The following is a 22,760-nucleotide window of genomic DNA, read 5'->3' as shown; positions in this document are numbered from 1 at the left end:
TCCCGCCTCCGCCTCAGGCCCCGCCCCCCTCCGTGACGCTGATCGCGTCGAGCTTGCCGCGCAGGTACACGTGGGAGTCGACGGGGTCGTGCACGACCCGGCCGACGGGGGCGGGGAGGGACTCCACCCTGGTGTGCGCGTCGCATTCGTAGAAGTAGACGAGCGAGATCAGTTCCTCGGCCGGGGTGTCGGCGGGCGGGGGCAGTACGCGGTGGCGGCCCGCGCGCCAGCGGTCGCCCGTCCAGCGGGCCATCAGGTCGCCGATGTTGACGGTGAGGGCGGCCGGGTCGTAGGGCGCGTCCTGCCAGCCGTCGGCGTCGGTGTGGATCTGCAGACCGCCCGCGCCGAGCTGCCGGTCGAGGACCGTGACCGTACCGAAATCGGTGTGCGCCCCGATGCGGAACTGGCCGGGCAGCGGCGGGCCGACGGTCTCCGTGCCGGGGTACCAGTTGACGTTGAACCCCCAGGTGGGGTGGGAGGTGTGGCGCGTGAAGTGGTCCTCGGCGAGGCCGAGGGCGGCCGCCAGGAGTTCCAGCAGTTCGTCGGAGAGGGCCCGCATCAGGCCCAGGTACTCCGTCACCAGCGGCCGCAGCTCCGGCACCTCGGCGGGCCAGGCGTTGGGCCGGAACCACTCGGCGTCCACGGCGGGGTCGCCGGTGGGATCGTCCGCCGCCAGGGACCACGACTCCTTGAGGTCGGGGGGCGAGGCCGCGCCCTCGGCGTAGCTGTTGGCCTCCGCCCCGGGGCCGAGCCAGCCCCGGCCGCCGACCGTGACGGCGTACGGCTCCTTCGCGGCGGCCGGCAGCCGGAAGAAGGCGCGCGCCGCCTCCCGGATCCGCGCGGGCAGCGAGGGGTCCACGCCATGACCGGCCACGAGCAGGAAGCCGGCCGCGCGCAGGGCCTCGTCGACGCGTGCGGCCGTACGGGCGCGCTCCTGCGCTCCGCCGGACCGCCACGGCCCGAGATCGATCACGGGGACCTGGGAACCGACCATGGGAAACCTGCCTTCCGGGGCTGCGGGGTGGCGTCCGGCAGCGAGGCTATCGCCGGACACCGCTGGCCGGGACCGATACGGAGCGTGGTTCTCGGACACCTTCCGTGTGTGTTCCCGACGCCGGCCGCGAGGAACGGCACGAAAGGGACCAGAATGTACCGAGGGGCCCCTCAGGGACGGAGCGAGCGGTGGAGATTTCGACGAGGGAGGTCTTCGGGGCACCGTGCTGGGTGAGCCTGATGACCCGCGACCTCGAGACGGCCCAGCGTTTCTACGGTGCGGTCGCGGGCTGGAGGTTCCGGCCGGCCCGCCTCGGCGAGGCCTTTTCTGTGGCGTACCTGGACCGGGTCCCGGTGGCGGGCATCGGAGCGCTGGCCGCCGATCTGGGGGTCGCGGTGGCCTGGACCCCGTACTTCGCCGTCGACGACGCCGACGTGGCGGTGGACCGCATCCGCGAGCGGACGGGCACCATCGCGGTCGGCCCGGTCTCCTTCGATTCCGGCGGGCGTGCCGCGCTCGTCGCCGACCCCGACGGCGCGGTCTTCGGGATCTGGGAGGGCGCCGTGGCCGCTGACTGGCGGGCGGGCAAGGGCCCGCTGCCTGCCTGGCTGGAACTGCGTACCCGCAACGCCCTCGACGCGGCGATCTTCTACGGCGCGGTGCTCGAATGGGCCACCGAACGCCCCGGGTGCTGCGAGGTCTCCTACGAGGAGGACCAGGTCGTGCTGCGGCAGAACGGTGAGCCCGTGGCCCGCCTGAACAGCGGCCCCGTCGAGCTCGCCTCCTACTCCCCGCACACCAGGCCCCGCTGGCACGTCCACTTCCGCGTGCCCAGGCTCCGGCCGGCGATCGAGGCCGCCGTCGCGCTGGGCGGACGCACGGTCTCGGACATCACCTCGAACGCGGTGGAGCGGTGGGTCACGCTCCGCGACCCTGACGGGGCCCTGTTCACCCTCACCACCCTGCTCGGCGCGGACTCGGACCTCGGCTGACCCAGCCCGGCACCGCATCGCACCGCACCGGCCCCGCCGGGTGCCCCGCCCGGCCCTGCCCGGCCCGGTGCGGGAATCAGTCGAGTGCGGCCAGTACCCGGTCCGGGGTGAGCGGGAGTTCGCGCAGCCGGCGCCCGGTGGCGTGGCGGAAGGCGTTGCCGATCGCGGCGGCGACCCCGACGATGCCGATCTCGCCGATGCCCTTGCCGCCCACCGGGTTGAGGTGGGCGTCGTCCTCGTCGATCCAGTGCGCCTCGACGGCGCGGACATCGGCGTTCGCGGGCACGTGGTAGGCGGCCAGGTCGCTCTCGGCGAAGCCGCCGTGGGCCGGGTCGACGGAGCTGTGCTCGGTCAGGGCCATGCCGAGGCCCATGACCATGCCACCGATGAACTGCGACCGGGCCGTCGTCGGGTTGAGGATGCGCCCGGCCGCGTACACGCCCAGCAGGCGGCGTACGCGCACTTCGCCGGTGACGGTGTCGACCTGCACCTCCGCGAAGTGCGCGCCGAAGGCGTGGCGGGCGTACGGGGGTTTCTGCCCGACCGACTCCGTCGTGTCGGCGGTCGCGGACAGCCCCTCGGGCGGCAGCGGCCCCCGGTGCCGGGCCAGGTCCGCGGCCAGGGCGGTGCAGGCATCGTGCACCGCCCAGCCCCAGGAGGCGGTTCCGGCGGAGCCCCCGGCGAGGGAGGCCGCGGGCAGGCCGGTGTGGCCGATGGCCGCCGTCACGGACGCGAGCGGCACGCCGAGGGCGTCGGCGGCCACCTGCGCGAGGACGGTGCGGGCGCCGGTCCCGAGGTCGGTGGCGTTGATCTCGACGAGGTAGGTGCCGTCGGGCCGGGCACTGGCCCGGGCGGTGGAAGGGGCGATCCAGACGGGGTAGGTGGCGGCGGCCACGCCCGCGCCGACCAGCAGCGGCCCCTCGGGGCGCGGCGTGCGCGCGGCGGCCCACCCGAACCGGTCCGCGCCCTCCCGCAGGCAGGCGACGAGGTTCCTGCTGCTGAAGGGCCGGCCGCTGTCGGGCTCGCGCGTGGGCTCGTTGCGGATCCGCAGCTCGACGGGGTCCATGCCGAGCGCGTCGGCCAGTTCGTCCATGGCCGATTCCAGGGCGTACATGCCGGGGGTCTCCCCGGGGGCGCGCATCCACGAGGGGGTGGGCACGTCGAGCGCGACGACGCGATGGGTGGTGCGCATGTCCGGAGCGGCGTACATGACCCGGGCCGGTACGGCGGCCTGCTCGACGAACTCCCGAACGCGGGAGGTCTGGGTGGTGACGGTGTGCGTGAGGGCGGTGAGGGTGCCGTCGCGGCGGGCACCGAGCGCGATCCGGTGCAGGGTCGGCGACCGGTATCCGATGGTGGCGGCCAACTGGCGGCGCGGCAGCGCGAGTTTGACGGGACGCCCGGTGTGCAGGGCGGCCATGACCGCCAGGACCACGTGGGGGCGCGGGGTGCCCTTGCATCCGAAGCCGCCCCCGACGTGCTCGGAGACCACGTGGACGTGGTCTTCGGGCAGGCCGAACAGCGTGGCCAGCGTCCTGCGGACCAGGTCGGCCCCCTGGCTGGAGTCGTACACGGTCAGCCGCCCGCGCCCGGTGTCCCACGCGGCTGTGGCCGCGTGCGGCTCCATGGGGTGGTTGTGCAGGGCCGGCACGCCGTATACGCAGTCGATCCGTACGGGCGCGGCGGCGAGCGCCGCGTCGGGATCGCCCTGTTCGCGCTCGGCGGGATAGCCGCCGTTGGCCTCCTCGGGCACGTACACGCCGGGGTGGTCCTCGCGGAAGCCGACGTCGTGCGGTTCGGGCGCGTAGCTGATGCGCACCGCCTCCGCGGCGGCCCGCGCGCCCTCCGGGGTGTCGGCGACGGCCAGGGCCACGTACCAGCCGCGGTGCGGGACGGCGGTGTCCTGGAGCAGCCGCAGGGTGGGGTCGTCCGCCGGGCCCAGGCGGGGTGCGTCGTACGGAGTGAGGACGGCGAGGACGCCGGGCACTTCGAGCGCGGCGGCGACGTCCACGGCGGTGATCCGGCCGCGCGCGACGGTGGCGGGCACGGGCCAGGCGTGCGCGCAGCCGGGCGGGGTGTGGTCGGCGGCGTAGCGCGCGGCGCCCGTGAGCTTGTCCGGGCCCTCGACGCGGACGGTGGGCGTACCGAGTGCGGTGTGCGCGGGCATGGCCGGCTCCTCTTCGGGGTGCGGCTGCGGGTGTGGCGACGGGTGTGGCTAAGGGCTGCGGCGGGCGCGTGCGTGGAGCGTGCCGAGCGCGTCGCAGGCCAGGTTGCGGGCGAGCACGACCTTGTGGGCGTTGTCGCGCAGGGGCCGGGCCTCGGCCAGCTCCGCCTCGGCCGCCTCGCGGAACGCGTCGGCGGTCGGCTCGGCCCCGGTCAGCGCCCGTTCGGCCGTGGTGGCCCGCCAGGGCCGGTGGGCGAGTCCCCCGAAGGCGAGGGCGACGCGTCGGATGCGGCCCGTGTCGCCGTCGAGGTCGAGGACCGCGGCAATGGAGGCCAGCGCGAAGGCGTACGAGGCCCGGTCGCGGGCCTTGCGGTACAGCGAGACGGAACCCGGGGCGGCGGCGGGCACGAGCACCGCGGTGACGATCTCCCCGCCGCGCAGGACGGTGTCCTGCTCGGGGTGGTCTCCGGGCAGGCGGTGGAAGTCGGTGGCCGCCACGGTCCGGGTGGCTCCCCCGGCCCCGTACAGCTCGATGCCGGCGTCGAGCGCGGCGAGGGCCACGGCCAGGTCCGAGGGGTGGGTGGCGATGCAGTGGGCGGAGTGCCCGAGCACGGCGTGGTCGCGGTGGATGCCGTCCCGGGCGGCGCAGCCGGTGCCCGGCTCGCGCTTGTTGCAGGCTTTGGAGACGTCCTGGAAGTAGGTGCACCGGGTGCGCTGGAGCAGGTTGCCGCCGGTGGTGGCGACGTTGCGTAGCTGCGCCGACGCCCCGGCGAGCAGCGCCTGGGCGAGGGCCGGGTACCGGGCGCGTACGAGGGGGTGGGCGGCCACGTCGGTGTTGCGGGCCGTGGCTCCGATGCGCAGGGCGCCCCCGGGCAGTTCCTCGATGGCGTGCAGCGGGAGGCGGGAGATGTCGACGAGGGTGCCGGGGGTCTCTACGCCGAGTTTCATCAGGTCGACGAGGTTGGTGCCGCCGCCGAGGTAGCGGGAGCCGGGGTGGGCCGCGTGGGCCTCGGTGGCCTCCTGGAGGGTGGTGGCCCTGACGTAGCCGAAGGGCTTCATGCGACCACTCCCGCAGCGTCGGCCCCGCCTGCCGCATCAGTCGGCCCTGCCGCGTCCGCCGCGCCTGCCGTGTCGGCCGCGCCGGCCGCGTCCGTCACGGCTTGGACGATCCCCGGGTAGGCACCGCACCGGCAGAGGTTGCCGCTGAGCCGTTCCCGGATCTCCTCCGCGGTCAGGGTCACGGCGCCGGGCGCGGCCAGGGCCTCGGCCGGGGTCGCTGCGGAGGGGTGGCCCGCCGCGGCCTCCGCGAGGGCTCCGACGGCGGAGCAGAGCTGGCCGGGCGTGCAGAAGCCGCACTGGAACGCGTCGCGTGCGAGGAAGGCCCGCTGGAGCGGGTGCGGGCCGCCGCCCGGCACGGTGGCGGCGAGGCCCTCCACCGTGGTGACCTCCGCGCCGTCCTGCGCGACGGCGAGCAGCAGGCAGCTGTACGCCCGCCGCCCGTCGAGGAGCACGGTGCAGGCGCCGCACTGGCCGTGGTCGCAGCCCTTCTTCGCCCCGGTGAGGTCCAGTTCCTCCCGGAGGATGTCGAGGAGGGTGACGCGGTGGTCGGGCCGCAGGGCGTGGTCCGTGCCGTTGACGCGCAGCCTGATCGGGGTGCGGGTGGCGGGGGCGGCGTGCTGCGCGGGGTCGGTTCGGCTCACGACCACAGGCTCTCCGAATCTCCGCGGTCCGGCATCCGTAGAGGGCCGTTCGCGCGCAGCCGATCGCGGCCGGCCGATCGGGCGCGGCCGTGGGCCGTGGGTTGTGGATCACGCTCGGTGACGCTTCGAGATGCGGGCGCACGACAGTGCTGGTTCGCTGAATCCGCCCGCTCTCCCCCACTGATCAAGGAGCGATCATGAGCGTTTCAGGCGAATCCCGCGGCCGGTCCCAGCAGATGCGCGCCAAGGCCAAGGAGCTGAACGACGCGGCCGAGCGTTCGACCGACCCGGAGGAGCGCCAGCGGCTGAAGGAGAAGGCCCGCCGCCTCCAGGAGCAGAGCGATCAGGAGGGCCGGATGGACGACCGCGGTATGGACCCCATGTAGCTCTGGAGCCCGCGCCCCGCGTCTCTCCTCCGTACCCCGGCCGGTGGCCGCCGCGATCCGTCGCGCGGCCACCGGCCGGTACGTTTCCGGCGCGCGGCGGCTCCCGGCCCCGCATGGAGGGGCGGCGCGGGGGTAGCCGCACGCCGAGATGTCCGGCACGCCGTCCGACGCGTACGCGTCCGCGAGCCGCGCCGGAACGAGCGGAGGGGAGCTGATCCTCATGGTCGGCCGAGCGGCGAGAGAGAGCGCCCAGGAGGGCACCCGGACCGGGTCCCGGGGCGGCACGGGCCGGGAAGCGGTCGGCCGAGCAGCGAGAAAGGGCGCCCGGACCGGGTCCCGGGGCGGCACGGGCCGGGAGGTGGTCGCCCGGTGCGGGCTGGTCGCCCGTGGTGTGCTGTACGTGCTCGTCGGCGTGCTCGCGGTCCGTGTGGCGTTCGGCGCGGGTGGCAAGGAGGCGGACCGTTCGGGTGCGCTCCAGGAGCTCGCGGAGAAGCCGCTCGGCGGTTTCCTCGTGTGGGCGGTCGGTGTCGGGTTCGTGTGCATGATGCTGTGGCGGCTGTCGGAGGCCGTGTTCGGCGCCGCCGGTCCCGACGGCGACAAGGCCTCCAAGCGGCTGGCGGCGGCGGCCCGGACCGTGTTCTACGGGGTGGTCGCGTTCTCGGTGCTGTCCTTCGCGGCCGGATCCGGCGGCGGGCGCTCCGGCGACGACCAGTCGCGCGACGTGACGTCGAAGGTGATGGACCTGCCGGGCGGCCCGTGGTGGGTGGGGGCGGCCGGAGTGGCCATCGCCGTCGGCGGCATCGTGATCGCCGTACAGGCGGCCCGGCGCTCGTTCCGCAAGGAGCTGGCGATGGACCGGGTGCCCGAGGGCGTCCGCAAGGCGGTCGAGTTCCTCGGTGTCACCGGTGGCGTGGCCCGCGGCGCGCTCTTCACTGCGGCCGGGGCCTTCGTCGTCTACGCGGCCCTGCGCTACGACCCTTCGCAGGCGAAGGGCGTCGACGACACCCTCCGGGCGTTCGCCCAGACCCCGGCGGGACCGTGGCTCCTCGTGCTGGTCGCCGCCGGGCTCGTGCTGTTCGGGCTGTTCTCGTGGGCGCTGGCCTGCTGGCGCCGGGTGTGAGGGGAGCGGGTGGGGCGGCTCTCAGAGCCTGACCGTCCAGGTGGCCGTGGACCGCAGCGTACGGACGATCTTCGGGTCGCGTACCGAGGGCGTGCGGTCCTCGGCCGTGACCGACAGCCGGTGCGTCCGGAGGTCGAACAGCCACAGCTCCGCCACCGGCACCTCGGTGCGGCCCTCGAAGCGCCTCAGCTCCCGGCCGTCGAGGTACCAGCGGACCACCAGCTGCCGGCCGTCCGCCCCGTTCAGCCTCGGTACGGCCGCCTTCGCCGTGTGCCGCATCCGCAGGGTGCGGTCGGTCGGCGTGAGGGGGGTGACGACCCGCGCATGCTGGTAGAACCCGGCGATCATGGATTCGACGCCGGGGAGGTTGAAGGGCTTGCCCAGGACCCGCATGAGCGAGTTGTCGGTGGGCCGGTTGAGCCCGGTCACGAAGTAGTTGCCGCCCTCGTAGGCGCCGACCGTGCCGCCGTCGGGTGACTCCTCGCCGAGCCAGCGGTACCACTTGGCCCGCTGCGCGGCCATCCGCTCGGCCGTCAGGGCGGTGCTGTTGGATTCCGCGGGCTCGGGGCCGGTGTACTTCTCGTAGTCCGGGACGCCCGGGTAGAAGTACTCGTCGGCGAGCTTGCCCAGCGAGTGGCCGGTCTCGTGGATGGCGACCTGGCCGGACTTCGGATGGCCCGCCGAGGCCGTGGAGATCCCCTCGTAACCGAGGGTGGCGCTGGGTTCGTTGTAGCCGGCCCCGCCGTACTTGGCGCTGTTGGCCAGGACGACGACCAGGTCGGCCTCGGGCGCCTTCGCCACGTAAGCGTCGACCTTGGGCTGGTCGATGCAGAGCAGCCGCTCGATGCCCTCGCACCAGAAGTACGAGCCGAGGGCGGTGTCGCGGACGGTGGCGGGGTCGGGGTCGCCGGAGACGCCGGAGTCGTGGGAGACCGCGTCGACCGTCCAGACGTTGAAGAGGTTCCGGTACGTGGTGTACGGCTCGACGGCCGTCACCTCGGCCCACTTCTGCTCGGCGTCGGCGTGGAAGCGCGCCAGCTCGGCGGCGGTGTAGCCGTCACCGATGACCACGACGTCGAGCCGGTCGGCGGTGGAGCCGTTGTCGATCAGCTTGGTGACCGCGCCGTCCGCCTCCCGCTGCGCCGGCGAGAGCCGGCCCGCGCTCTTCGCGGGGCCGCCCGCGGCCGGTACCCGGGCGTGGCCCGATCCGGCGTCGCCGCCCTGCTCCGGCCCCGGTATCTCCACCTCCACCCGGCTCTTGGCGGCCGGCGGGTCGGCCGCGTCCGCGGGCCCGGCGGCCACCAGCGCGGCGGTCGCGCAGACCGTCGCGACGGCAGCGCGCAGCGCCGTGCGCACGGCCGGACGTCTGACTCGAACCATGAAGTCCTCCCCCGGAAACGGAAGTTAAGCGGTCAGATAAATCTACTGAAGTGGTTGCTTAAACTAGGTGGCGCGCGAGAGGTGCGCAATGCCTGCTCCCCCTGAATACTGGGGAGTTCGAGCAACAAGGGGGACTTCATGGACGAACCGGCACTGATCGGCAGCAGGGTTCAGCGCATGCGCGGTGAACTGGGTCTGACCCAGCGACAGTTGGCGGATCCCGCGTATACCTCGGCCTATATCTCCACCCTGGAGTCGGGCAAGGTCCGCCCCTCCGAGACCGCGCTGCGCTTCCTCGCCGCGCGCCTGGGCACCTCGTACGAGGAGCTGACCACCGGCCGTCCCGCCCATCTGGCGACCGAGCTGCGGCTCGCCCTCACCGGCGCCCAGCAGACGCTCGCCACGGGCGCGGCCGCCGAGGCCGCCGTGCGCTACCGGCGCCTGCTCGCCGAAGCCGAGGAGCTCGGGCTCGTCCCCGAGCAGGCGGAGGCCCGGCTCGGACTCGGCGAATGCGCCCTGGAGGCCGGTGAACTGCCGGACGCGATCGCCCACTTCGAGGCGGCCGAACGCCTGCTGGCCGACCAGCCGCTGCCCCGCCGTGCCCGGCCGATCCGCGGTCGCGCCGTGGCGCACCTGCTCGCCGGCGAGCTGCGCTACGCCTGCTACCTCCTCGAATCCACCATCGACGAGCTGGGCGCGAGCGGGCTCGCCGACCCGGACGCACTGGTCCTGCTCCACGCCGCGGTGATCGGGCCGTACATCGACATGGGCGCCCATGCCCGCGCCGCCCACGCCGCCGAGCTCGCGCTCGCACTGGCTCCGCAGGTCAACGATCCGGCGCTGGTGGCGGGGATGCACCGGCAGGTGGCCCGGACCTTCCTCGCCGAGGGGCGGGTGGCCGACGCCGACGCCTCCCTCGCCAAGGCCCAGGCGATCTACGGGCAGTTGCGGCTGCGGACGGATCTGGCGCACTGCCACTGGATGCGCGGCTACGTGCAGGCCCAGAACGGCGAGCTCGCCTCGGCGGAACGGGAGTTGCGCACGGCCCGGGACATGCTGTCGGCCCGCCGCGCGGGCCTCTACACGGCCCAGGTGGAGGTCGAACTGGCCGACGTACTGCGCCAGCTCGGCCGGTACGAGGAAGCGGCCGGGCTGCTCTCCGCACTGCTGGACCTGGGGAACCGCCACGGCGCCGTGCACGCGGGCGGCGCGCACCGGCTGCTCGGCCTGATGGCCGAGGAGCGCGGCGACACCGAATCCGCCGAGGAGCACTACGTGCAGGCACTCGCACTGCTGGAGCGCAGCGGGGCGACGGGCGACCTCGCCGATCTGTGCCGGCTGCTGGGCGACCTGATGCGGCGCACGGGCCGGGTGGAGGCGGCGATGGACGCCTACCGCACGGGTCTGGGCCACCGGGCGGCGCCGGGCACCACCACCCTGGGCCCGGCGCCCGCCGTGCCCGCCTTCGGGCCCGCCCGGCTCAGTGGTTCTCGGTGGGCCGCAGGTCGCGCGGAATGAGCGTCCAGGTCGTGGCCGCCGCCACGACCGCGAGGCCGCCGGCCAGGAGGAACGCCGGGGTGATCGCCAGGGTGTAGGCCTGCGAGGCGGTGTCGAGCAGGGCCTGGCCGACGGCGCCGCCCAGCCGTTCGGCGGTGTGCGCGGCCTCGCCGACGGAGTCCCGTACGGCGGCGGCGGTGGGGCCGTCCAGGTCGAGGGCGGGCAGGTTCTCCCGGTAGAGCACCGCCGCGGTGGAGCCGAGGACGGCGACGCCCATGGCCGAGCCGAGCTCGTAGCAGGTCTCCTCGATGGCGGCGGCGCTGGAGACCTCGGCCGCCGGGGCGGCGGAGACCAGGGTCACCGAGGCCACGGTGGTCGCGATGCCGGCGCCCGCGCCCATCACGGTCAGGGCGGCCGCGAACGCCGGGTAGCCCAGGCCGGTGAACTGCTGGAGGGTCCAGGGCAGGGCCATGCCGAGGGCCAGGACGACCAGTCCGGCGCCCAGCACGTGGCGGATCGCGAAGCGCTGCATCAGCGAGGGGGCCACCATCGAGGCCGCGATCAGGGCGAGCGGGGCGGGCAGCAGCCGCACTCCGGCCTGCAGTGGGGTGTAGCCCTCGCCGTACTGGAACCACTGGGTGACCAGGAACAGGATCGCGCCCATGCCCACCATGGGCAGGAAGATCGCGGTGGCCGCGACGCTGAAGGCGGGCCTGGCGAACAGCCGGACCTGCAGCAGCGGGTTGTCCAGGTGCAGCTGGCGGCGTACGAAAACGGTCAGCGCGACGGCGGCGACGAGGAGCAGGGCCCAGGGCAGCGGGTCGGCGACCCCGCTCTTGCCGAGCTGCTTGATGCCCCCGGCCAGGGCGAGCATGCCGACGACGGACTGGCCGACGCCCCACCAGTCCCAGGCGCCGGTGCTGCGCGGGGAACGCGATTCGGGCAGGTAGCGCAGGCCGGCCGCGACGATGGCGGCTGCGACGGGGAGGTTCAGGAGGAAGGCGGAGTGCCAGCCGTGGTCCTGGACGAGCAGCCCGCCGACCACGGGTCCGAAGGCCATGCCACCGCCGAAGACGGCCGCCCAGACGGCGAGCGCGAAGGCGCGCTCCCTGGCATCGGTGAAGACGGTGCGCAGGATCGACACGGTGGACGGCATGATGGCCGCGCCGCCGACGCCGAGCAGGGCGCGGGCGGCTATCACGTGCCAGGCCTCGGTGGAGAACACGGCTATGAGCGAGGCCAGCGAGAAGATGCCGAAGCCCGCCATGAGCAGCCGCTTGCGGCCCCAGCGGTCGCCGAGCGCGCCCGCGGTGACCAGCAGGCCGGACAGGGCGAGCGCGTAGACGTCGATGATCCACAGCTGCTGCACGGCGCCGGGCCGGAGGTCGCCGACGAGCGAGGGGAACGCCACGTTGAGGATCGTGGTGTCCATGGAGATGAGCAGGAGGCTGCCGGAGAGGATCGCCAGGACGAGCCACCTGCGGGGGGCCGGCGCGGGGGTGTGCATCGGGTTCCGTTCAGGGTCGTTCGAGGTGTGCGCGGTGGCGCGCGGGTCAGGGTGCGGGGTCGCCGGCGGGGGGCTGCGCGGCGGGCCGCGTCCCGCTGAGGAAGGACGTGAGGACCAGGTGGCCGATCTGGCGGGGGGCGAGGTGGCCGTCGCGCACGCCTTCGGCGGCAGCGTCGAGCAGACCCCAGAGCGAGTACCAGATCCAGTACGGCGGCAGATCGGCGCGCAGCCGCCCCAGCCGCTGGCCGAGGGCGAGGAAGGCCAGGGCCCGCTGGTCCTGCCGGTCCACGCCGGCCCGGAACTCCGGGTCCGCGAGCACGGTGGCGTCGCGCGAGGTGAAGCCGTAGAGGTGCGCGGCGGGCATCAGGGCGAGGACCAGGTCCTCGAGCGCGGCGTCGAAGGCGGGCCCGTCGGCGCTCTCGGCCAGGTCGAGCGGGGCCAGGCACCCGTCGACCACCTCGATCGCGCGGACCGCGACGGCCTTCAGCAGGGCCTCCCGGGTCGCGTAACGGCGGCTGAGCGTGGCCCGGCTGGTCCCGATGCCGGCGGCGATCTGCACCATCGAGGCGCTGTGATCTCCGGCGAGGACGCGGGCGGCGCCGTCCAGCAGTTCTTCTTCGTGCACCATCATGAGCCTCCTTCGCGTCGAACGATACAAAATTGTCTCATGCGAGGCAAAGAAGATCCGTGCGGCGCGGCGCTGCGCTCGCACCGGAGATGCAGAGTGACCGACGGGCACCAGGCCGAGACCGCCACGGCGAAGAAGCACGAGAGATGGAAGGAGAACGGCGTGGCCCTGCGCGCCTTCTTCTACGTCTTCGGCACGCACGTGTTCGCCGGCTTCGTCTGGCTGCTCTTCTTCCTGGGCCGGCACGCCCAGAAGTAGCCGGAAGTACCAACCGCAGCAGTAGTGGACGAACGGGACCGGTCCGCACCCCTCGGGGGTGCGGGCCGGTCCCGTTGCCCGGCCGTCACCAGGACGACTTGGTGACCCCCGGCAGGAATCCCGCGTGCGCCTGCTCGCGCATCCGCACGCGGGACAGCCCGAACCTGCGCAGGTGCCCGCGCGGCCGCCCGTCCACGCCGTCCCGGTTGCGCACCCGCGTGGCGCTCGCGTCGCGCGGCTGGCGCCGCAGCTCCGCGAGTGCGGCGGCGCGTTCGGGCTCGGTGGAGGAGGGCCGCCGCAGGACCTCCTTCAGCTGTGCCCGCCGGGCCGCGTACCGCTCGACGACCACCTTGCGCCTCTCGTTCCGCGCGATCTTGCTCTTCTTCGCCATCAGCCCTTCTCCCCGCTCACGTCGACCCGGGCCACCGCACCTTCGACACCCATGGCATCGATGGCCTTGATCGCCTTCGCCCTGAGCGCGAGCCGCACGTGGCGCCCCTCGTCGAGGACCTTATTGATAATGGAAACCATTCCCATATACTAGGCCCATGGCACGCAACGAAGTACGACCGATCGTCAAACTCCGCTCCACCGCAGGAAGCGGCTACACGTACGTCACCCGCAAGAACCGGCGCAACGACCCCGACCGCATGGTGCTGCGCAAGTTCGACCCGGTGGTCCGCCGGCACGTCGACTTCCGCGAAGAGCGCTGACCCCACCTCCCCCGAGCCCTCGGAGAGCAACCCGTGAAGCCTGGAATCCACCCCGCCTACGGCCCCGTCGTCTTCCGCGACAAGGCCGCCGACTTCGCCTTCCTCACCCGGTCGACCGCGACGAGCGACAAGACGGTCGAGTGGGAGGACGGCACCACCTACCCGGTCATCGACGTCGAGATCTCCTCGCAGAGCCACCCCTTCTACACCGGCACCGCCCGCGTCCTGGACACCGCCGGCCGCGTCGAGCGCTTCCAGCGCCGCTACGGGAGCAAGCCGTGACCCTGCCCGTCGTCATCGTCGGCGGACTCCACGCGGACGCCCGCCGGAGCGCGGTGCGGGAATTGCTCACGACGGTGCCCTGCAGTGTCGCCCTGCACCACGACCTGGCCACGGCGGCCGAGGGCACCGTACGGCGCCTCGTGCGCGACGCCTCGGGCGAGCTGTCCCGCGGCGAGGCCCCGCTCGTGGGCGACTGCGCGTGCTGCGCGCTGCGCGAGGACCTCGTCCCGGAACTGCGGCGGCTGGCCGCGGACGGCCGGACCCGGCTCGCCGTCGTCGAGCTGTGGGACTCCGTCGAGCCGCGCGCGATGGCCGAGGTCGTCGCCGCGCACGGCGGCGGGGCGCTGGACCTGACCAATGTGATCACCGCCGTCGACCCCGCCCTCGTCCTGCCGTACCTCGCCAACGGGGACGACCTGGCGGAGGCGGGGCTCGCCTCGGCGGCGACCGACCGGCGGACCGTCGGGGACACCTGGGCCCGGCAGCTGGAGTACCCGCCCGTCCTCGCGCTCGTCGACGGTGCGGACGCGGACGACGAGGACCGCGCCCTGCTCGCCCAGCTCCACCCCACCGCTCGCCGGGTGCACATCGGGTCAGGTGAGTTGGCGCGGCTCGCCTTCGCCGGATTCGACACCGAGGCGGCGGCCGCCGCACAGCATCCGGCCTGCGCGCTGCTTCCCCAGGAGGCGGACGAGGCCGGAGTGGCCACCCTGGTCTGGCACCGCCACCGCCCCTTCCACCCGGAGCGGCTCTACGAGGCTCTGGAGGACCTCGCCTGCGCGGCGGCGCGCAGCCGCGGCCGCTTCTGGCTCGCCGACCGGCCCGACACCCTGCTGGCCTGGGAGGCCGCGGGCGGCGCGCTCTGCGTGGAGAACACCGGTCCGTGGCTGGCCTCCCTCCCGGACGCCGCCTGGGAGATGGTGCCTCCCGTGCGCAGGGCGGCCGCCGCCCTGGGCTGGCATCCCGAGCACGGCGACCGCTGCCAGCACCTGGTCTTCACCTCACCCGGCCTCGACGGTGAAGGGCTGGCGCGGCTCCTCGACTCGTGCCTGCTGACCGACGCCGAGTACGCCGCCGGGCGGGAGGCGTGGAAGCGCCTGCCGACCGCCTTCGGCGCGCTGCTCGACCCCGTTTCGTAGACCGTCCCGCACACCTGTCCCCCAAGCCCGTCCCGCACACCCGTCCCCCAAGAAGGAATCCGCATGGCCCGCCGTCAGGACCCCCGCAAGCCCGTCAAGGCCCGTCCCCATCCCCTGGACGCCGCCGAGATCACGCACATCGACTACAAGGACACCGACCTGCTGCGGACGTTCGTCTCCGACCGCGGCAAGATCCGCAGCCGCCGCGTCACCCGGGTCAGCGCCCAGCAGCAGCGCCGGCTCGCCGCCGCGATCAAGAACGCCCGCGAGATGGCCCTGCTCCCCTACGCCGCGCGGTGACCGGCCCCGCCCCCAGGATCACCACGGCAGTCCGACCAGGCCCCAGCCTCGTTCGGCTGCCTGGGTGACCACCTCGCCCCACTCGCGCAGGAGCGCGACGGTGTCGTCGAAGGCCTCCGGCCGGGCCGTCCGGCCGGAGGCGCCGTAGGGCTCGCGAAGTCCTTCCAGCTGCGGCGCGGCCGCTTCCCAGGCACGGACGAGCGCGGGAACCTCGTCCGGCGCCCGGAGCAGGAGGACGCGCGGGCGCCACGGCGCGGGGTCGTCCGGGAACCCGCCCGCGGGCGCCGGGCCGTCGTCCGGACCCGCCTGCCCGCCACCGTCCGGACCGCTCCACACCAGGCCGCCCAGGAAGCGGTCGAGGGCGGCCCGCAGGCCGGGGGCGGCCGATGCCCTGATGTCGTCCCAGGCATGGGCCAGATGGAAGTGGTAGCTGTAGGAACCGCTGGTTCCGAAGAACCGGTACTCGGCGCACCACGATGACCGCCGCGGCCATACCCAGCCGCCCGGCACCGCGAAGTCGGCGTCCTCGCACGGGACGCAGCAGAAGTCCGGACACACGGCGTCGGTCAGCGCGTCCAGGCGCCCGTCCGCCGGTATCCGGGCCAGTTGTCCCCAGTCGGCCATGACCACGGTGATGTCCAGTCCCATCGGCGCAGGCTAACAACCGGGATGGGGCCCGGACCGGGACCCGAAGGCCCGCACGGTCCGTGAGGGACGGCCTATTCGTCGCCGGTGGTGCGGGCGCGGGCGCCCGAGCGGGTGCGGCCCGCGGTCTGGGCCCGCTGCGGGTGGCGGCGTACGTACTCGTGTTCCAGCTCGTTCATCCGCTTCGTGTGGGTGACGAGCGCGTCGTCGGACCCGTGCAGCAGGGTCTCGTGGCGCGTGCGGTGGATGGCCTCCAGCTCCTTGAGCAGCCTGCCCTCCTCCAGCTTCCGCGCCGCCGGACCGCCGTCGTGCTCCGTCATGGCACGTGCACCTCCTCCGCCGGTCGGGCGGTTCACGCTCGGGCTTCACCCCTGGCCCCTCCATCATCCTCCGCGCCGCCCCGCGCGTCCTCGTCAGCCGGCTCCGCCACGGCCGATGTCGGTAGACACTGTCTACTCCTGCTGGTAGACAAGGGCCCATGGACCAGGAGAGACCCCTTCGGGAACGGCTGATCGACGTCGGTGCGGAGCTCGTCACGAGCGAGGGAACCGGCGCACTGGGGCTACGGGAGATCGCGCGAAGGGCGGGTGTCTCGCACGGCGCACCCCGCCGGTACTTCCCCACCCACCACTCCCTGCTGTCGGCGATCGCCCGGCGCGGGTTCGCGGACCTCGGCCGGAGGATCGCGGCCGTGACCGCCGAAGCCGACGCCGAGAGGTCCTCGGCCCGGGAGCGGGTTCGGGCGATCGGGTGCGCCTACGTCCGCTACGCGCTGGAGCAGCCCGGGATGTTCGAGCTGATGTTCCGGCACGACCTGCTGGACAGCACGGACCAGAACCCCTCGGGCGAGCCCCGGCTGCGGGATTCGACCCTGCCGCTGTTCCACCTCCTCGTCGCGCTCGTCTCCCGTTGCGGGGCGGCCGAACCCTCCGTCACCGCTGCCGCGCTGTGGGCCAACCTGCACGGTGTGGCGCAGTTGTGGCGCTGGGGCAGCCTGCCGCTGGTCCTCGGTGAGGACCGGGCCGCCGGGGTCGAGCGCCTCGTCGGCGCCGCCGTCGACGCGCACCTCGGGGGTGTACCCGCGTGAGGCAGCGGATCTCACTCCTCGTCAGCGTGGCCGGCGCCATGATCGTCGCCCTCGACGGCACCGTGCTGACGGTGGCGCAGCCGAGCCTCGGGCGCGACCTCGGGGCGAGCGTGACGCAGGTCCAGTGGACCAGTACCGCCTACCTGCTCTCGGTGGCCGCGTTCCTGGTCGTCGCGGGGCGGCTCGGCGACCGGTACGGGCACGCCCGGCTGCTCTTCGTCGGCGTGCTCGGATTCGCCGCGGCCTCGGCGGGCATCGTCCTCGCGCCCGGCGTGGGCTGGGTGATCGGGCTGCGCGCCGTGCAGGGCGTGTTCGGTGCGCTGCTCCAGCCCGCGACGCTGGCGCTCCTGAGGCTGGCCTATCCGCCCGACCGGCTCGCCGCTCCGGTCGCCGTGCGGACCAGCGCGATCGGGGTGGCCGCGGCGGCCGGTCCGCTGCTGGGGGGCCTGCTGGTCGCCCAGTGGGACTGGCGGGCCGTGTTCGTGATCAATGTGCCCGTGGCCGTGGTGATCGCCGCGCTGACGCTCGCCGTACGGGCGCCAGCGCCGCCGCGCACGGAGGCCGGACGGCTGGAGATGGCCGGTGCGGCCCTGCTGGCGACGGCCCTCGCGGTGTTCGTGCACGCGCTGGTCGGCGTACCGGCGTACGGGTGGACCGGTGCGCCGACCGCGCTGGGGTTCGGGGCGTCCGCCGTGCTCGCGGCCCTGTTCGTACGGCGCGAGCGGCGTTCCGAACTGCCGCTCGTACCGCCCGCCGTGGCCCGGACCCGGGCGGTGACGGCCTCGATGGCGCTGCTGCTGGTGGTCTCCGCAGGGATGTTCGGGGCCCTGTTCACGGCCACCTTCCGGCTGCAGGACGTCCAGGGACTGGACCCGCTCGACACCGGACTGCGGGTCCTGCCGCTGACCGCACTGATGGTCTCGGGCGCGCCGGTGGCGGGGGCGGCGCTGCGCCGGTTCGGGCCTCGGCGGACGGCCCTCACCGGTACGGCGCTGGTCGTCGCCGGGATCGCGGGGCTGGGCTCCGCGTCGGGGGTGGCCTTCGGGGTGCTCGGCGCCGGGTTCACGACCGTCATGGTCACCGCCACCGGGGCCGTGGTCGGCGAGGCTCCGGCCGGCTACGCCGGGGTCGTCGGCGGGCTCAAGCAGACGGCCATGAACGTCGGCCCGGCCCTGGGGATCGCGGTGGCCGCGAGCGCCGGGGTGCACGGCCCGTCGCTGCCGGCCCTGGCCGCGCTGGGCGCCGTGGGACTGGTCGCGGCGTCACTGCTGCCCGGCGGCGCGCGCCCGGCAGCTGCGGGCGACCTCGTCGGCGAAGACGAGGGCCGGCGGGGCGAGGGCCGCCCAGCGGCGGACCGCCCAGCCGACGGCCAGCGGCGGCAGGGCGGGGATGGGCACGAGGCGCAGCGAGCCGTCGGAGCCGGGGACCTGCCAGCCGGGCAGCGCGGGCACGACGGCGTGTCCCAGGCCTAGTTCGGCGAGCAGCAGGGCGGTGTCCCAGTCGGCCACGCTGGTGTCGGAGCGTACGTGGATCCCCGACTCGGCGAAGGCGGCGTCGAGGTGGCCGCGGGAGGCGGAGTTCTCCGGGAGCCGGATGTGGCGGATGCCGGCGAGGTCGGCGGGATCGATGCTCGGGCGGGCTGCCAGGGGGTCGTCGGCGCCGACCGCGAGCACCCAGGGCAGTTCCATGACCGGGCGCTGTTCGATGCCGCGGACCGGCCTGCCGATGGTGATCCAGGCGAGGTCGAGGTCGTCGGCGGCGAGGGCGTCGAAGCAGCTGCGGCTGGAGTTCTCGGTCTGGAACTCCAGGCTCACTCCGGGGTGGAGGCGGCGGAAGGTGACGACGGCCTCGGACATGAAGTGCCGCACGGTCGTCGCGCCGGTGGTGACGCGCACCGAGCCGCCGCCGCCCCGTACGAGGTCGTCCACCCGGCGCAGGGCCCCGTCGAGACCGGCGATGCCGTCCGCCGCGGCCGCCTGGAGGATGCGGCCCGCCTCGGTGGGGAGGACACCGCGGGCGTGGCGCTCCAGGAGGCTCGTGCCGGTCTGCTTCTCCAGGCGGCGGACGTGCTGGCTGACGGCCGACTGGGTGCAGCCGAGGTCGCGGGCGACGGCACTGAGGCTGCCGGCACGGCAGACGGCCACGAACACACGAAGATCGTCGAGGGTCATGAGACCCAAGCTATCGCTTGGATATGGAGAGTAAATCGGAGGATTGACTTGGGGTTTCGGCTGGATCAAGATCAATGCAGGGCCCGGGCGGCAACCCGTCCCCGCCTTCGCCACGGGGTCCGGACCCCCGGCGAGAGGTGTGGACGGGTGCCGACCCACCACCATGTCCCGAGGGAGTGCCGATGTCGGACCGCGCCGTCGCATGGTTGCGGGAGCTCGGTGCGCAGGATCTGGCCCACCCCGGCGGGACCCTGCTCGCGCACCTGGAGCGCGTACGGGCGCTGCTCGCCTGCTGGGGCGCCCGCCCGGCGCTGCAACAGGCGGGCTTGTGCCACGCCTTCTACGGTACGGACGGGTTCCCCACCGCCCTGCTGCCGCTCGCCCGGCGGGCCGAGCTGGCCGAGGTGATCGGCGAGGAGGCCGAGGCGATCGTGTACCTCTATGCCGCCTGCGACCGGCCGGCGTCGTATCCGACGCTCGCCCGCGCGGAGGCCGCCTTCCGGGACCGTTTCACGGGCCGCGTCCACTCCCCCGCCGTGGAGTTGCGGCGGGACCTCGCCGAACTGTCGGCGGCCAACGAGCTCGACCTGGCGCGTGTCGATCCCGTCTTCCGCGAGGCGTGGGGAGCCGAACTCCTTTCGCTGTTCGGCCGGTTCCGGGGGCTGCTGAGCGAGCCGGCCTGGCGGGACTGCCAGGCCGTGCTCGGCGGCTGAGGGGATCAGGGGGTGAAGGTCCAGCGCTGGGCCGGGGTGTCGTCGCAGGTGGTGCGGGTGAGGATGGTGCCGTCGGCGGTGGCGGAACCGGCCGGGGTGAGGCATTGGCCGGCGTTGCGCAGGGTGCTCTGGGCGCCCGCCTGCCAGCTCTGGCCCGCGCTGTCGTTACAGGTCTGGATGGTCACCCGGGAGGCGTTCGCGGCGTCGAGGCAGACCCCCGCGAGTCCGGTGAGGCGGCCGTCGGGCTGCAGGGTCCAGCGCTGGTTGGGGCCTCCGTGACAGGTGTAGAGGGTGGGTTCGGTGCCCGGGGTGGTGGCGCTGTGCGGTAGGTCGACGCAGCTCGCGGCGGCCGCGTTGACGAGTGCGGCGCTCGCCGGGAGCGGGGCCGGGCGGCCGGTGAGGGTGATTTCGGCGGCGCTGGTCCAGGGCCCTCGGCCGCCCGCCTCGGTGAGGGCCTTGAGACGGACGTAGCGGCCGGCCTTCGGGGAGAGGGCGGTGGTCTTGACGGCCGCGGTGTCGGCGAAGGTGCCGCTCGCCACCGGGGAACCCCAGTCGGCCGTGGTGTCGGACACGTAGACCTCGTAGGAGCCGATCCGGCCGTTGACCCCTCCGTCCTGGCGGGGCAGGTGGCCGAGGCCGTCGACCGTGTGGCGGGAGCCCAGGTCGATCTGGATCTCGTGCGGGAGCGGGGCGGGCTTCGAGGAGGACCAGGCGGTGTGCCAGAGGGTGGCCGGGTTCCCGTCGAAGGCGTTGGCGGCGGCGCCGTTCTCGCCGCTGGTCTCCTGACTGTCGGCGTACACCAGGGACCAGGCCGACTGGGCGATGGGCGTGGAGGAGGGCAGGGCCTCGGCCACGGGAACGGTGGTGCCGGTGGCGGAGACGCTGAACGCGCCCGCCTTTGGACCGGTCTTCACCCACAGGACGCCGGAACGGTCCGCGGCGTCGAAGAACCACCCCGTGGCGGCCGAGTCGTAGGCGGCCTTGGAGGTGTGCCGGGGCAGGGCGGCTCCGTCCGCCGTGACGGCGGTGGGCGCGGAGGTCACGTGGAGGGTGAACTCATAGCCCCGGGAGGCCGGCTTGCCGGTGTAGCTGCCGGTGGGGGCGCCCACGGAGACGGTGACCGTGCCGGAGCCGGCGGTGGGGGCGGTGACGTCGACCCGCTGGCGGACGTAGGCCCCGGACTGGTGGGCGCGGGTGAGGCCGTCGTCCTCGTACAGGCTGAAGGAGGAGCCGCCGCGCGGGTGGATGTCGTAGGTGAGGGTGGAGACCGGCTTCTCGCCCGTGTGGTTCATCTGCGGCCACATCGGGACGATGCCGCCGCCCTTGACGAAGAGGGGCAGGGTGTCGAGGGGTGCCCGGTAGCCGTTCAGCCAGCCCGGGCCCGCGTACGTCTTGCCCGTCCAGTAGTCGGTCCAGCTCCCGGCCGGGAGGTAGATGCCGTCGCGGACGGAGGTGTCGGTGACGACGGGAGCGACGAGGAGGGAGTCGCCGGCCATGAACTGGCCGCTGGTGAGGTTCCCGCGGGCCACCGGGTCGTCGGGGTATTCCAGGACCATCGCGCGGGTGCTGGGGACGCCGCTCTCGTGGGCGACGCGGCTCATCGTGTAGAGGTACGGCATCAGCCGCATCTTGAGCTGGAGGTACTTGCGGTTGATCGACAGGTAGGGCTCGGCGAAGCGCCAGGGCTGCTTGTCCTGGTAGCCGGCGGACGGGTTGGTCGCGCCCCAGCCGGACATGGTCATGAAGGCCGGGGTGAAGGCCTTCCACTGGAGGTCGCGGGTGTACGTCTTGGGGCTGCCCCCGAAGATGCCGTCGACGTCGCCGGCGGCGTAGTTGAGCCCGGACAGGCCCGCGCCGGTGAGGGCGGGGACGTGCCAGCGCATGTCGTCCCAGGTGCCGTGGGTGTCCCCGGTCCAGACGACGGCGTTGCGCTGGGTGCCGGCCCAGCCGTCGACGGTCCAGACGTAGCGGCGGGCGTCGGAGTTCTTCTCGATCCCGTCCACGGCCTGCTGTACTCCGTCGAAGGCGTACTTGTAGCCGCTGCCGATCCAGGCCACGTCGGTCTTCACGCCCCGGGTCCCGGCGTTGCCCACCTCGTCGGCGATGGAGCCGAGGCCGGTGGAGGTCCACAGGCCGGTCTGGAAGCCCTTGGCCTTGAGGGCGTCGACGGTCGACTTGAGGGGCGCGGTGTAGCCGCAGCCGTAGCCGTCGTTGGGCAGGAACCAGCCCGAGGGCATGTCGGCGGCGCGCGCGTCGGTGGCGTACCCGACGACATCGGGCGTGGTCTGGTGGCGCAGGCGGTTGTGATCGCCCTGGTAGTCGGGGTTGGAGGCGTTGAAACAGTCGGCGTTGCCCAGCTCGAAGCCCCACATCGGCGCCATGAACGGCTTTCCGCTGACGTCGGTGTACGCGTCGAGCACCGATTTGAGCGAGTCGCCGGTGAAGTACCAGGCGTCGAAGCGCTTCTCGTCGTGGGTGAGGGTGGTGGGCGCGTGGAATCCGTAGGAGCCCGGGGCCCAGGTGTTGCGCATGACGCCGTAGCCGTTGGTGGACATGTAGAAGGGGGCGGGGCTCGCGTTGTCGTTCTCGCGCCACTTGTTGTCGACGGCGATCGGGACGGTCTTGCCGCGCAGTGCCCATTCGCCCAGGCGCAGGCCGGTGCCGTAGAACTGCTCGTCCGCGCCGCGGGCGAGGTACTGGGTGGTCTGGCTGCCCGTCCAGCTGGTGGGCTGGGTCTCCTGCCAGACGGGGGTGGTGTTGTCCGCGCGGTAGACGGAGAACCGCAGGGGCGCCTTGTTGACGCGGATGGAGAGGGCTCCGGTGGTGATCCGGTAGTACGCGCCGGCGTCGGAGTAGGACGTGGCCACCGAGCCGAAGTCGGTGGTGGTGGCGAGGTCCGAGCCGGCCGGGTCGTTGGTGAAGGCGCCGTCGGGCGAGAGCCAGAGGCGGAAGATGTCGGCGCGGGCGACGACCACGCGGGCCTTGGCTCCGCCGGACGCCGTGACGGTGAAGGTGTTCCCGGACTGGGTGAAGCCGGTGACGTTGCCCGCGGTGGCCGTAGCGCCGGCGGGGGCAACGTCACCG

Annotated in this window: 24 protein-coding genes and 1 pseudogene; 12 read left to right on the top strand and 13 right to left on the bottom strand. The window is 73.8% G+C overall.

Annotated elements, in window-relative coordinates:
• Nucleotides 1-13: 13 nt before the first annotated feature.
• Nucleotides 14-994, bottom strand: a complete 981-nt coding sequence (locus PV721_RS25535) for an isopenicillin N synthase family dioxygenase (protein WP_319728082.1) — start codon at nt 992-994, stop codon at nt 14-16.
• A gap of 239 nt (nt 995-1,233) precedes the next feature.
• On the opposite strand from PV721_RS25535, the gene PV721_RS25530 reads away from it, so the two are divergent.
• Entirely contained in the window at nt 1,234-1,986 is a 753-nt protein-coding gene (locus PV721_RS25530) for a VOC family protein (RefSeq protein WP_319728081.1), read from the top strand.
• Nucleotides 1,987-2,062: 76 nt separating this feature from the next.
• Here the strand turns inward: PV721_RS25530 and PV721_RS25525 are convergent, their stop codons facing one another.
• Genes PV721_RS25525 through PV721_RS25515 form a run of 3 tightly spaced genes read right to left on the bottom strand, consistent with a single transcriptional unit; the run spans nt 2,063 to nt 5,850 of the window.
• Nucleotides 2,063-4,153, bottom strand: a complete 2,091-nt coding sequence (locus tag PV721_RS25525) for a xanthine dehydrogenase family protein molybdopterin-binding subunit (RefSeq protein ID WP_319728080.1) — start codon at nt 4,151-4,153, stop codon at nt 2,063-2,065.
• Between the two features lie 48 nt (nt 4,154-4,201).
• A complete protein-coding gene (locus PV721_RS25520; RefSeq protein WP_319728079.1) occupies nt 4,202-5,209 on the bottom strand; it encodes a xanthine dehydrogenase family protein subunit M in 1,008 nt (335 codons plus the stop codon).
• A complete protein-coding gene (locus tag PV721_RS25515; protein ID WP_319728078.1) occupies nt 5,206-5,850 on the bottom strand; it encodes a (2Fe-2S)-binding protein in 645 nt (214 codons plus the stop codon). Before PV721_RS25515 ends, PV721_RS25520 begins: the two co-directional genes overlap by 4 nt.
• Nucleotides 5,851-6,047: 197 nt before the next feature.
• Here PV721_RS25515 and PV721_RS25510 point away from each other — a divergent pair, with 197 nt between their 5' ends.
• Both PV721_RS25510 and PV721_RS25505 read left to right on the top strand, forming a co-directional pair.
• Entirely contained in the window at nt 6,048-6,236 is a 189-nt protein-coding gene (locus PV721_RS25510; RefSeq protein WP_319728075.1) for a DUF6381 family protein, read from the top strand.
• 220 nt (nt 6,237-6,456) lie between these two features.
• Complete coding sequence (locus tag PV721_RS25505; RefSeq protein ID WP_416371181.1) at nt 6,457-7,356, top strand: DUF1206 domain-containing protein; 900 nt, start codon at nt 6,457-6,459, stop codon at nt 7,354-7,356.
• Between the two features lie 21 nt (nt 7,357-7,377).
• Here PV721_RS25505 and PV721_RS25500 read toward each other — a convergent pair whose 3' ends face one another.
• Nucleotides 7,378-8,736: a M64 family metallopeptidase gene (locus PV721_RS25500; RefSeq protein ID WP_319728072.1), complete on the bottom strand. Its 1,359-nt coding sequence runs from the start codon at nt 8,734-8,736 to the stop codon at nt 7,378-7,380.
• A 138-nt stretch (nt 8,737-8,874) separates the two neighbouring features.
• Between PV721_RS25500 and PV721_RS25495 the strand changes: the two genes are divergently transcribed.
• Nucleotides 8,875-10,254 carry a helix-turn-helix transcriptional regulator gene (locus PV721_RS25495; protein ID WP_319728071.1) on the top strand — a complete coding sequence of 460 codons (1,380 nt, stop codon included), beginning with the start codon at nt 8,875-8,877 and terminating at the stop codon, nt 10,252-10,254.
• On the opposite strand, the gene PV721_RS25490 is transcribed toward PV721_RS25495, so the two are convergent.
• Nucleotides 10,217-11,740: an MFS transporter gene (locus PV721_RS25490; protein ID WP_319728069.1), complete on the bottom strand. Its 1,524-nt coding sequence runs from the start codon at nt 11,738-11,740 to the stop codon at nt 10,217-10,219. The two genes, PV721_RS25495 and PV721_RS25490, sit on opposite strands and share 38 nt — an antisense overlap.
• A gap of 46 nt (nt 11,741-11,786) precedes the next feature.
• A complete protein-coding gene (locus PV721_RS25485) occupies nt 11,787-12,371 on the bottom strand; it encodes a helix-turn-helix domain-containing protein (protein WP_319728068.1) in 585 nt (194 codons plus the stop codon).
• A gap of 93 nt (nt 12,372-12,464) precedes the next feature.
• Between PV721_RS25485 and PV721_RS25480 the strand changes: the two genes are divergently transcribed.
• Nucleotides 12,465-12,626 (top strand): DUF6126 family protein, encoded by a 162-nt coding sequence (locus PV721_RS25480; RefSeq protein ID WP_319728067.1) that lies wholly within the window; start codon nt 12,465-12,467, stop codon nt 12,624-12,626.
• A gap of 85 nt (nt 12,627-12,711) precedes the next feature.
• Here the strand turns inward: PV721_RS25480 and rpsN are convergent, their stop codons facing one another.
• Nucleotides 12,712-13,017: a 30S ribosomal protein S14 gene (rpsN, locus tag PV721_RS25475; protein WP_319728065.1), complete on the bottom strand. Its 306-nt coding sequence runs from the start codon at nt 13,015-13,017 to the stop codon at nt 12,712-12,714.
• The gene (locus PV721_RS25470; RefSeq protein WP_416371180.1) at nt 13,017-13,157 is read right to left on the bottom strand and encodes a hypothetical protein; all 141 of its coding nucleotides are present in this window, start codon (nt 13,155-13,157) and stop codon (nt 13,017-13,019) included. The genes rpsN and PV721_RS25470 overlap by 1 nt, the downstream gene beginning before the upstream one ends.
• Before the next feature lie 17 nt (nt 13,158-13,174).
• Between PV721_RS25470 and rpmG the strand changes: the two genes are divergently transcribed.
• The 4 genes from rpmG (at nt 13,175) to rpsR (ending at nt 15,060) form a co-directional block, all read left to right on the top strand.
• Nucleotides 13,175-13,339, top strand: a complete 165-nt coding sequence (rpmG, locus tag PV721_RS25465) for a 50S ribosomal protein L33 (RefSeq protein ID WP_319728064.1) — start codon at nt 13,175-13,177, stop codon at nt 13,337-13,339.
• Nucleotides 13,340-13,372: 33 nt separating this feature from the next.
• Nucleotides 13,373-13,621, top strand: a complete 249-nt coding sequence (locus PV721_RS25460; RefSeq protein ID WP_319728063.1) for a type B 50S ribosomal protein L31 — start codon at nt 13,373-13,375, stop codon at nt 13,619-13,621.
• Nucleotides 13,618-14,760: a CobW family GTP-binding protein gene (locus PV721_RS25455; protein WP_319728062.1), complete on the top strand. Its 1,143-nt coding sequence runs from the start codon at nt 13,618-13,620 to the stop codon at nt 14,758-14,760. The genes PV721_RS25460 and PV721_RS25455 overlap by 4 nt, the downstream gene beginning before the upstream one ends.
• Nucleotides 14,761-14,823: 63 nt before the next feature.
• A complete protein-coding gene (gene rpsR, locus PV721_RS25450) occupies nt 14,824-15,060 on the top strand; it encodes a 30S ribosomal protein S18 (RefSeq protein ID WP_319728060.1) in 237 nt (78 codons plus the stop codon).
• An 18-nt stretch (nt 15,061-15,078) separates the two neighbouring features.
• Here the strand turns inward: rpsR and PV721_RS25445 are convergent, their stop codons facing one another.
• Nucleotides 15,079-15,708: a hypothetical protein gene (locus PV721_RS25445; protein WP_319728059.1), complete on the bottom strand. Its 630-nt coding sequence runs from the start codon at nt 15,706-15,708 to the stop codon at nt 15,079-15,081.
• Nucleotides 15,709-15,779: 71 nt separating this feature from the next.
• Nucleotides 15,780-16,025 carry a DUF6158 family protein gene (locus PV721_RS25440; protein ID WP_319728058.1) on the bottom strand — a complete coding sequence of 82 codons (246 nt, stop codon included), beginning with the start codon at nt 16,023-16,025 and terminating at the stop codon, nt 15,780-15,782.
• A gap of 158 nt (nt 16,026-16,183) precedes the next feature.
• Between PV721_RS25440 and PV721_RS25435 the strand changes: the two genes are divergently transcribed.
• Together PV721_RS25435 and PV721_RS25430 are read left to right on the top strand one after the other, a co-directional pair.
• A complete protein-coding gene (locus PV721_RS25435) occupies nt 16,184-16,792 on the top strand; it encodes a TetR/AcrR family transcriptional regulator (RefSeq protein ID WP_319728057.1) in 609 nt (202 codons plus the stop codon).
• A 38-nt stretch (nt 16,793-16,830) separates the two neighbouring features.
• Nucleotides 16,831-18,102 (top strand): annotated as a pseudogene (locus tag PV721_RS25430) (MFS transporter); the annotation flags it as partial.
• Here the strand turns inward: PV721_RS25430 and PV721_RS25425 are convergent.
• The gene (locus PV721_RS25425) at nt 18,055-18,963 is read right to left on the bottom strand and encodes a LysR family transcriptional regulator (RefSeq protein WP_319728056.1); all 909 of its coding nucleotides are present in this window, start codon (nt 18,961-18,963) and stop codon (nt 18,055-18,057) included. The pseudogene PV721_RS25430 and the gene PV721_RS25425 sit on opposite strands and share 48 nt — an antisense overlap.
• Before the next feature lie 182 nt (nt 18,964-19,145).
• Here PV721_RS25425 and PV721_RS25420 point away from each other — a divergent pair, with 182 nt between their 5' ends.
• The gene (locus PV721_RS25420) at nt 19,146-19,676 is read left to right on the top strand and encodes a DUF6817 domain-containing protein (protein WP_319728055.1); all 531 of its coding nucleotides are present in this window, start codon (nt 19,146-19,148) and stop codon (nt 19,674-19,676) included.
• A 5-nt stretch (nt 19,677-19,681) separates the two neighbouring features.
• Here PV721_RS25420 and PV721_RS25415 read toward each other — a convergent pair.
• A partial coding sequence (locus tag PV721_RS25415) for a TIM-barrel domain-containing protein (RefSeq protein ID WP_319728053.1) occupies nt 19,682-22,760 on the bottom strand: 3,079 nt, incomplete at its 5' end.

This window comes from Streptomyces sp. MB09-01 (assembly GCF_033794505.1).
Lineage (GTDB): Bacteria > Actinomycetota > Actinomycetes > Streptomycetales > Streptomycetaceae > Streptomyces.
This window is presented reverse-complemented; position numbering and strand designations above follow the sequence as displayed.

What these genes read in the sequence shown, in the direction of transcription:
- PV721_RS25530 (WP_319728081.1), top strand. Translation starts at nt 1,234, where the DNA reads ATGACCCGCGACCTCGAGACGGCCCAGCGTTTCTACGGTGCGGTCGCG.
- PV721_RS25435 (WP_319728057.1), top strand. Translation starts at nt 16,184, where the DNA reads ATGGACCAGGAGAGACCCCTTCGGGAACGGCTGATCGACGTCGGTGCG.
- PV721_RS25425 (WP_319728056.1), bottom strand. Translation starts at nt 18,963, where the DNA reads ATGACCCTCGACGATCTTCGTGTGTTCGTGGCCGTCTGCCGTGCCGGC.
- PV721_RS25485 (WP_319728068.1), bottom strand. Translation starts at nt 12,371, where the DNA reads ATGATGGTGCACGAAGAAGAACTGCTGGACGGCGCCGCCCGCGTCCTC.
- PV721_RS25440 (WP_319728058.1), bottom strand. Translation starts at nt 16,025, where the DNA reads ATGACGGAGCACGACGGCGGTCCGGCGGCGCGGAAGCTGGAGGAGGGC.
- PV721_RS25510 (WP_319728075.1), top strand. Translation starts at nt 6,048, where the DNA reads ATGAGCGTTTCAGGCGAATCCCGCGGCCGGTCCCAGCAGATGCGCGCC.
- rpsR (WP_319728060.1), top strand. Translation starts at nt 14,824, where the DNA reads ATGGCCCGCCGTCAGGACCCCCGCAAGCCCGTCAAGGCCCGTCCCCAT.
- PV721_RS25445 (WP_319728059.1), bottom strand. Translation starts at nt 15,708, where the DNA reads ATGGGACTGGACATCACCGTGGTCATGGCCGACTGGGGACAACTGGCC.
- PV721_RS25495 (WP_319728071.1), top strand. Translation starts at nt 8,875, where the DNA reads ATGGACGAACCGGCACTGATCGGCAGCAGGGTTCAGCGCATGCGCGGT.
- PV721_RS25500 (WP_319728072.1), bottom strand. Translation starts at nt 8,736, where the DNA reads ATGGTTCGAGTCAGACGTCCGGCCGTGCGCACGGCGCTGCGCGCTGCC.
- PV721_RS25535 (WP_319728082.1), bottom strand. Translation starts at nt 994, where the DNA reads ATGGTCGGTTCCCAGGTCCCCGTGATCGATCTCGGGCCGTGGCGGTCC.
- rpsN (WP_319728065.1), bottom strand. Translation starts at nt 13,017, where the DNA reads ATGGCGAAGAAGAGCAAGATCGCGCGGAACGAGAGGCGCAAGGTGGTC.
- PV721_RS25505 (WP_416371181.1), top strand. Translation starts at nt 6,457, where the DNA reads ATGGTCGGCCGAGCGGCGAGAGAGAGCGCCCAGGAGGGCACCCGGACC.
- PV721_RS25420 (WP_319728055.1), top strand. Translation starts at nt 19,146, where the DNA reads ATGTCGGACCGCGCCGTCGCATGGTTGCGGGAGCTCGGTGCGCAGGAT.
- PV721_RS25470 (WP_416371180.1), bottom strand. Translation starts at nt 13,157, where the DNA reads ATGGTTTCCATTATCAATAAGGTCCTCGACGAGGGGCGCCACGTGCGG.
- PV721_RS25525 (WP_319728080.1), bottom strand. Translation starts at nt 4,153, where the DNA reads ATGCCCGCGCACACCGCACTCGGTACGCCCACCGTCCGCGTCGAGGGC.
- PV721_RS25490 (WP_319728069.1), bottom strand. Translation starts at nt 11,740, where the DNA reads ATGCACACCCCCGCGCCGGCCCCCCGCAGGTGGCTCGTCCTGGCGATC.
- rpmG (WP_319728064.1), top strand. Translation starts at nt 13,175, where the DNA reads ATGGCACGCAACGAAGTACGACCGATCGTCAAACTCCGCTCCACCGCA.
- PV721_RS25520 (WP_319728079.1), bottom strand. Translation starts at nt 5,209, where the DNA reads ATGAAGCCCTTCGGCTACGTCAGGGCCACCACCCTCCAGGAGGCCACC.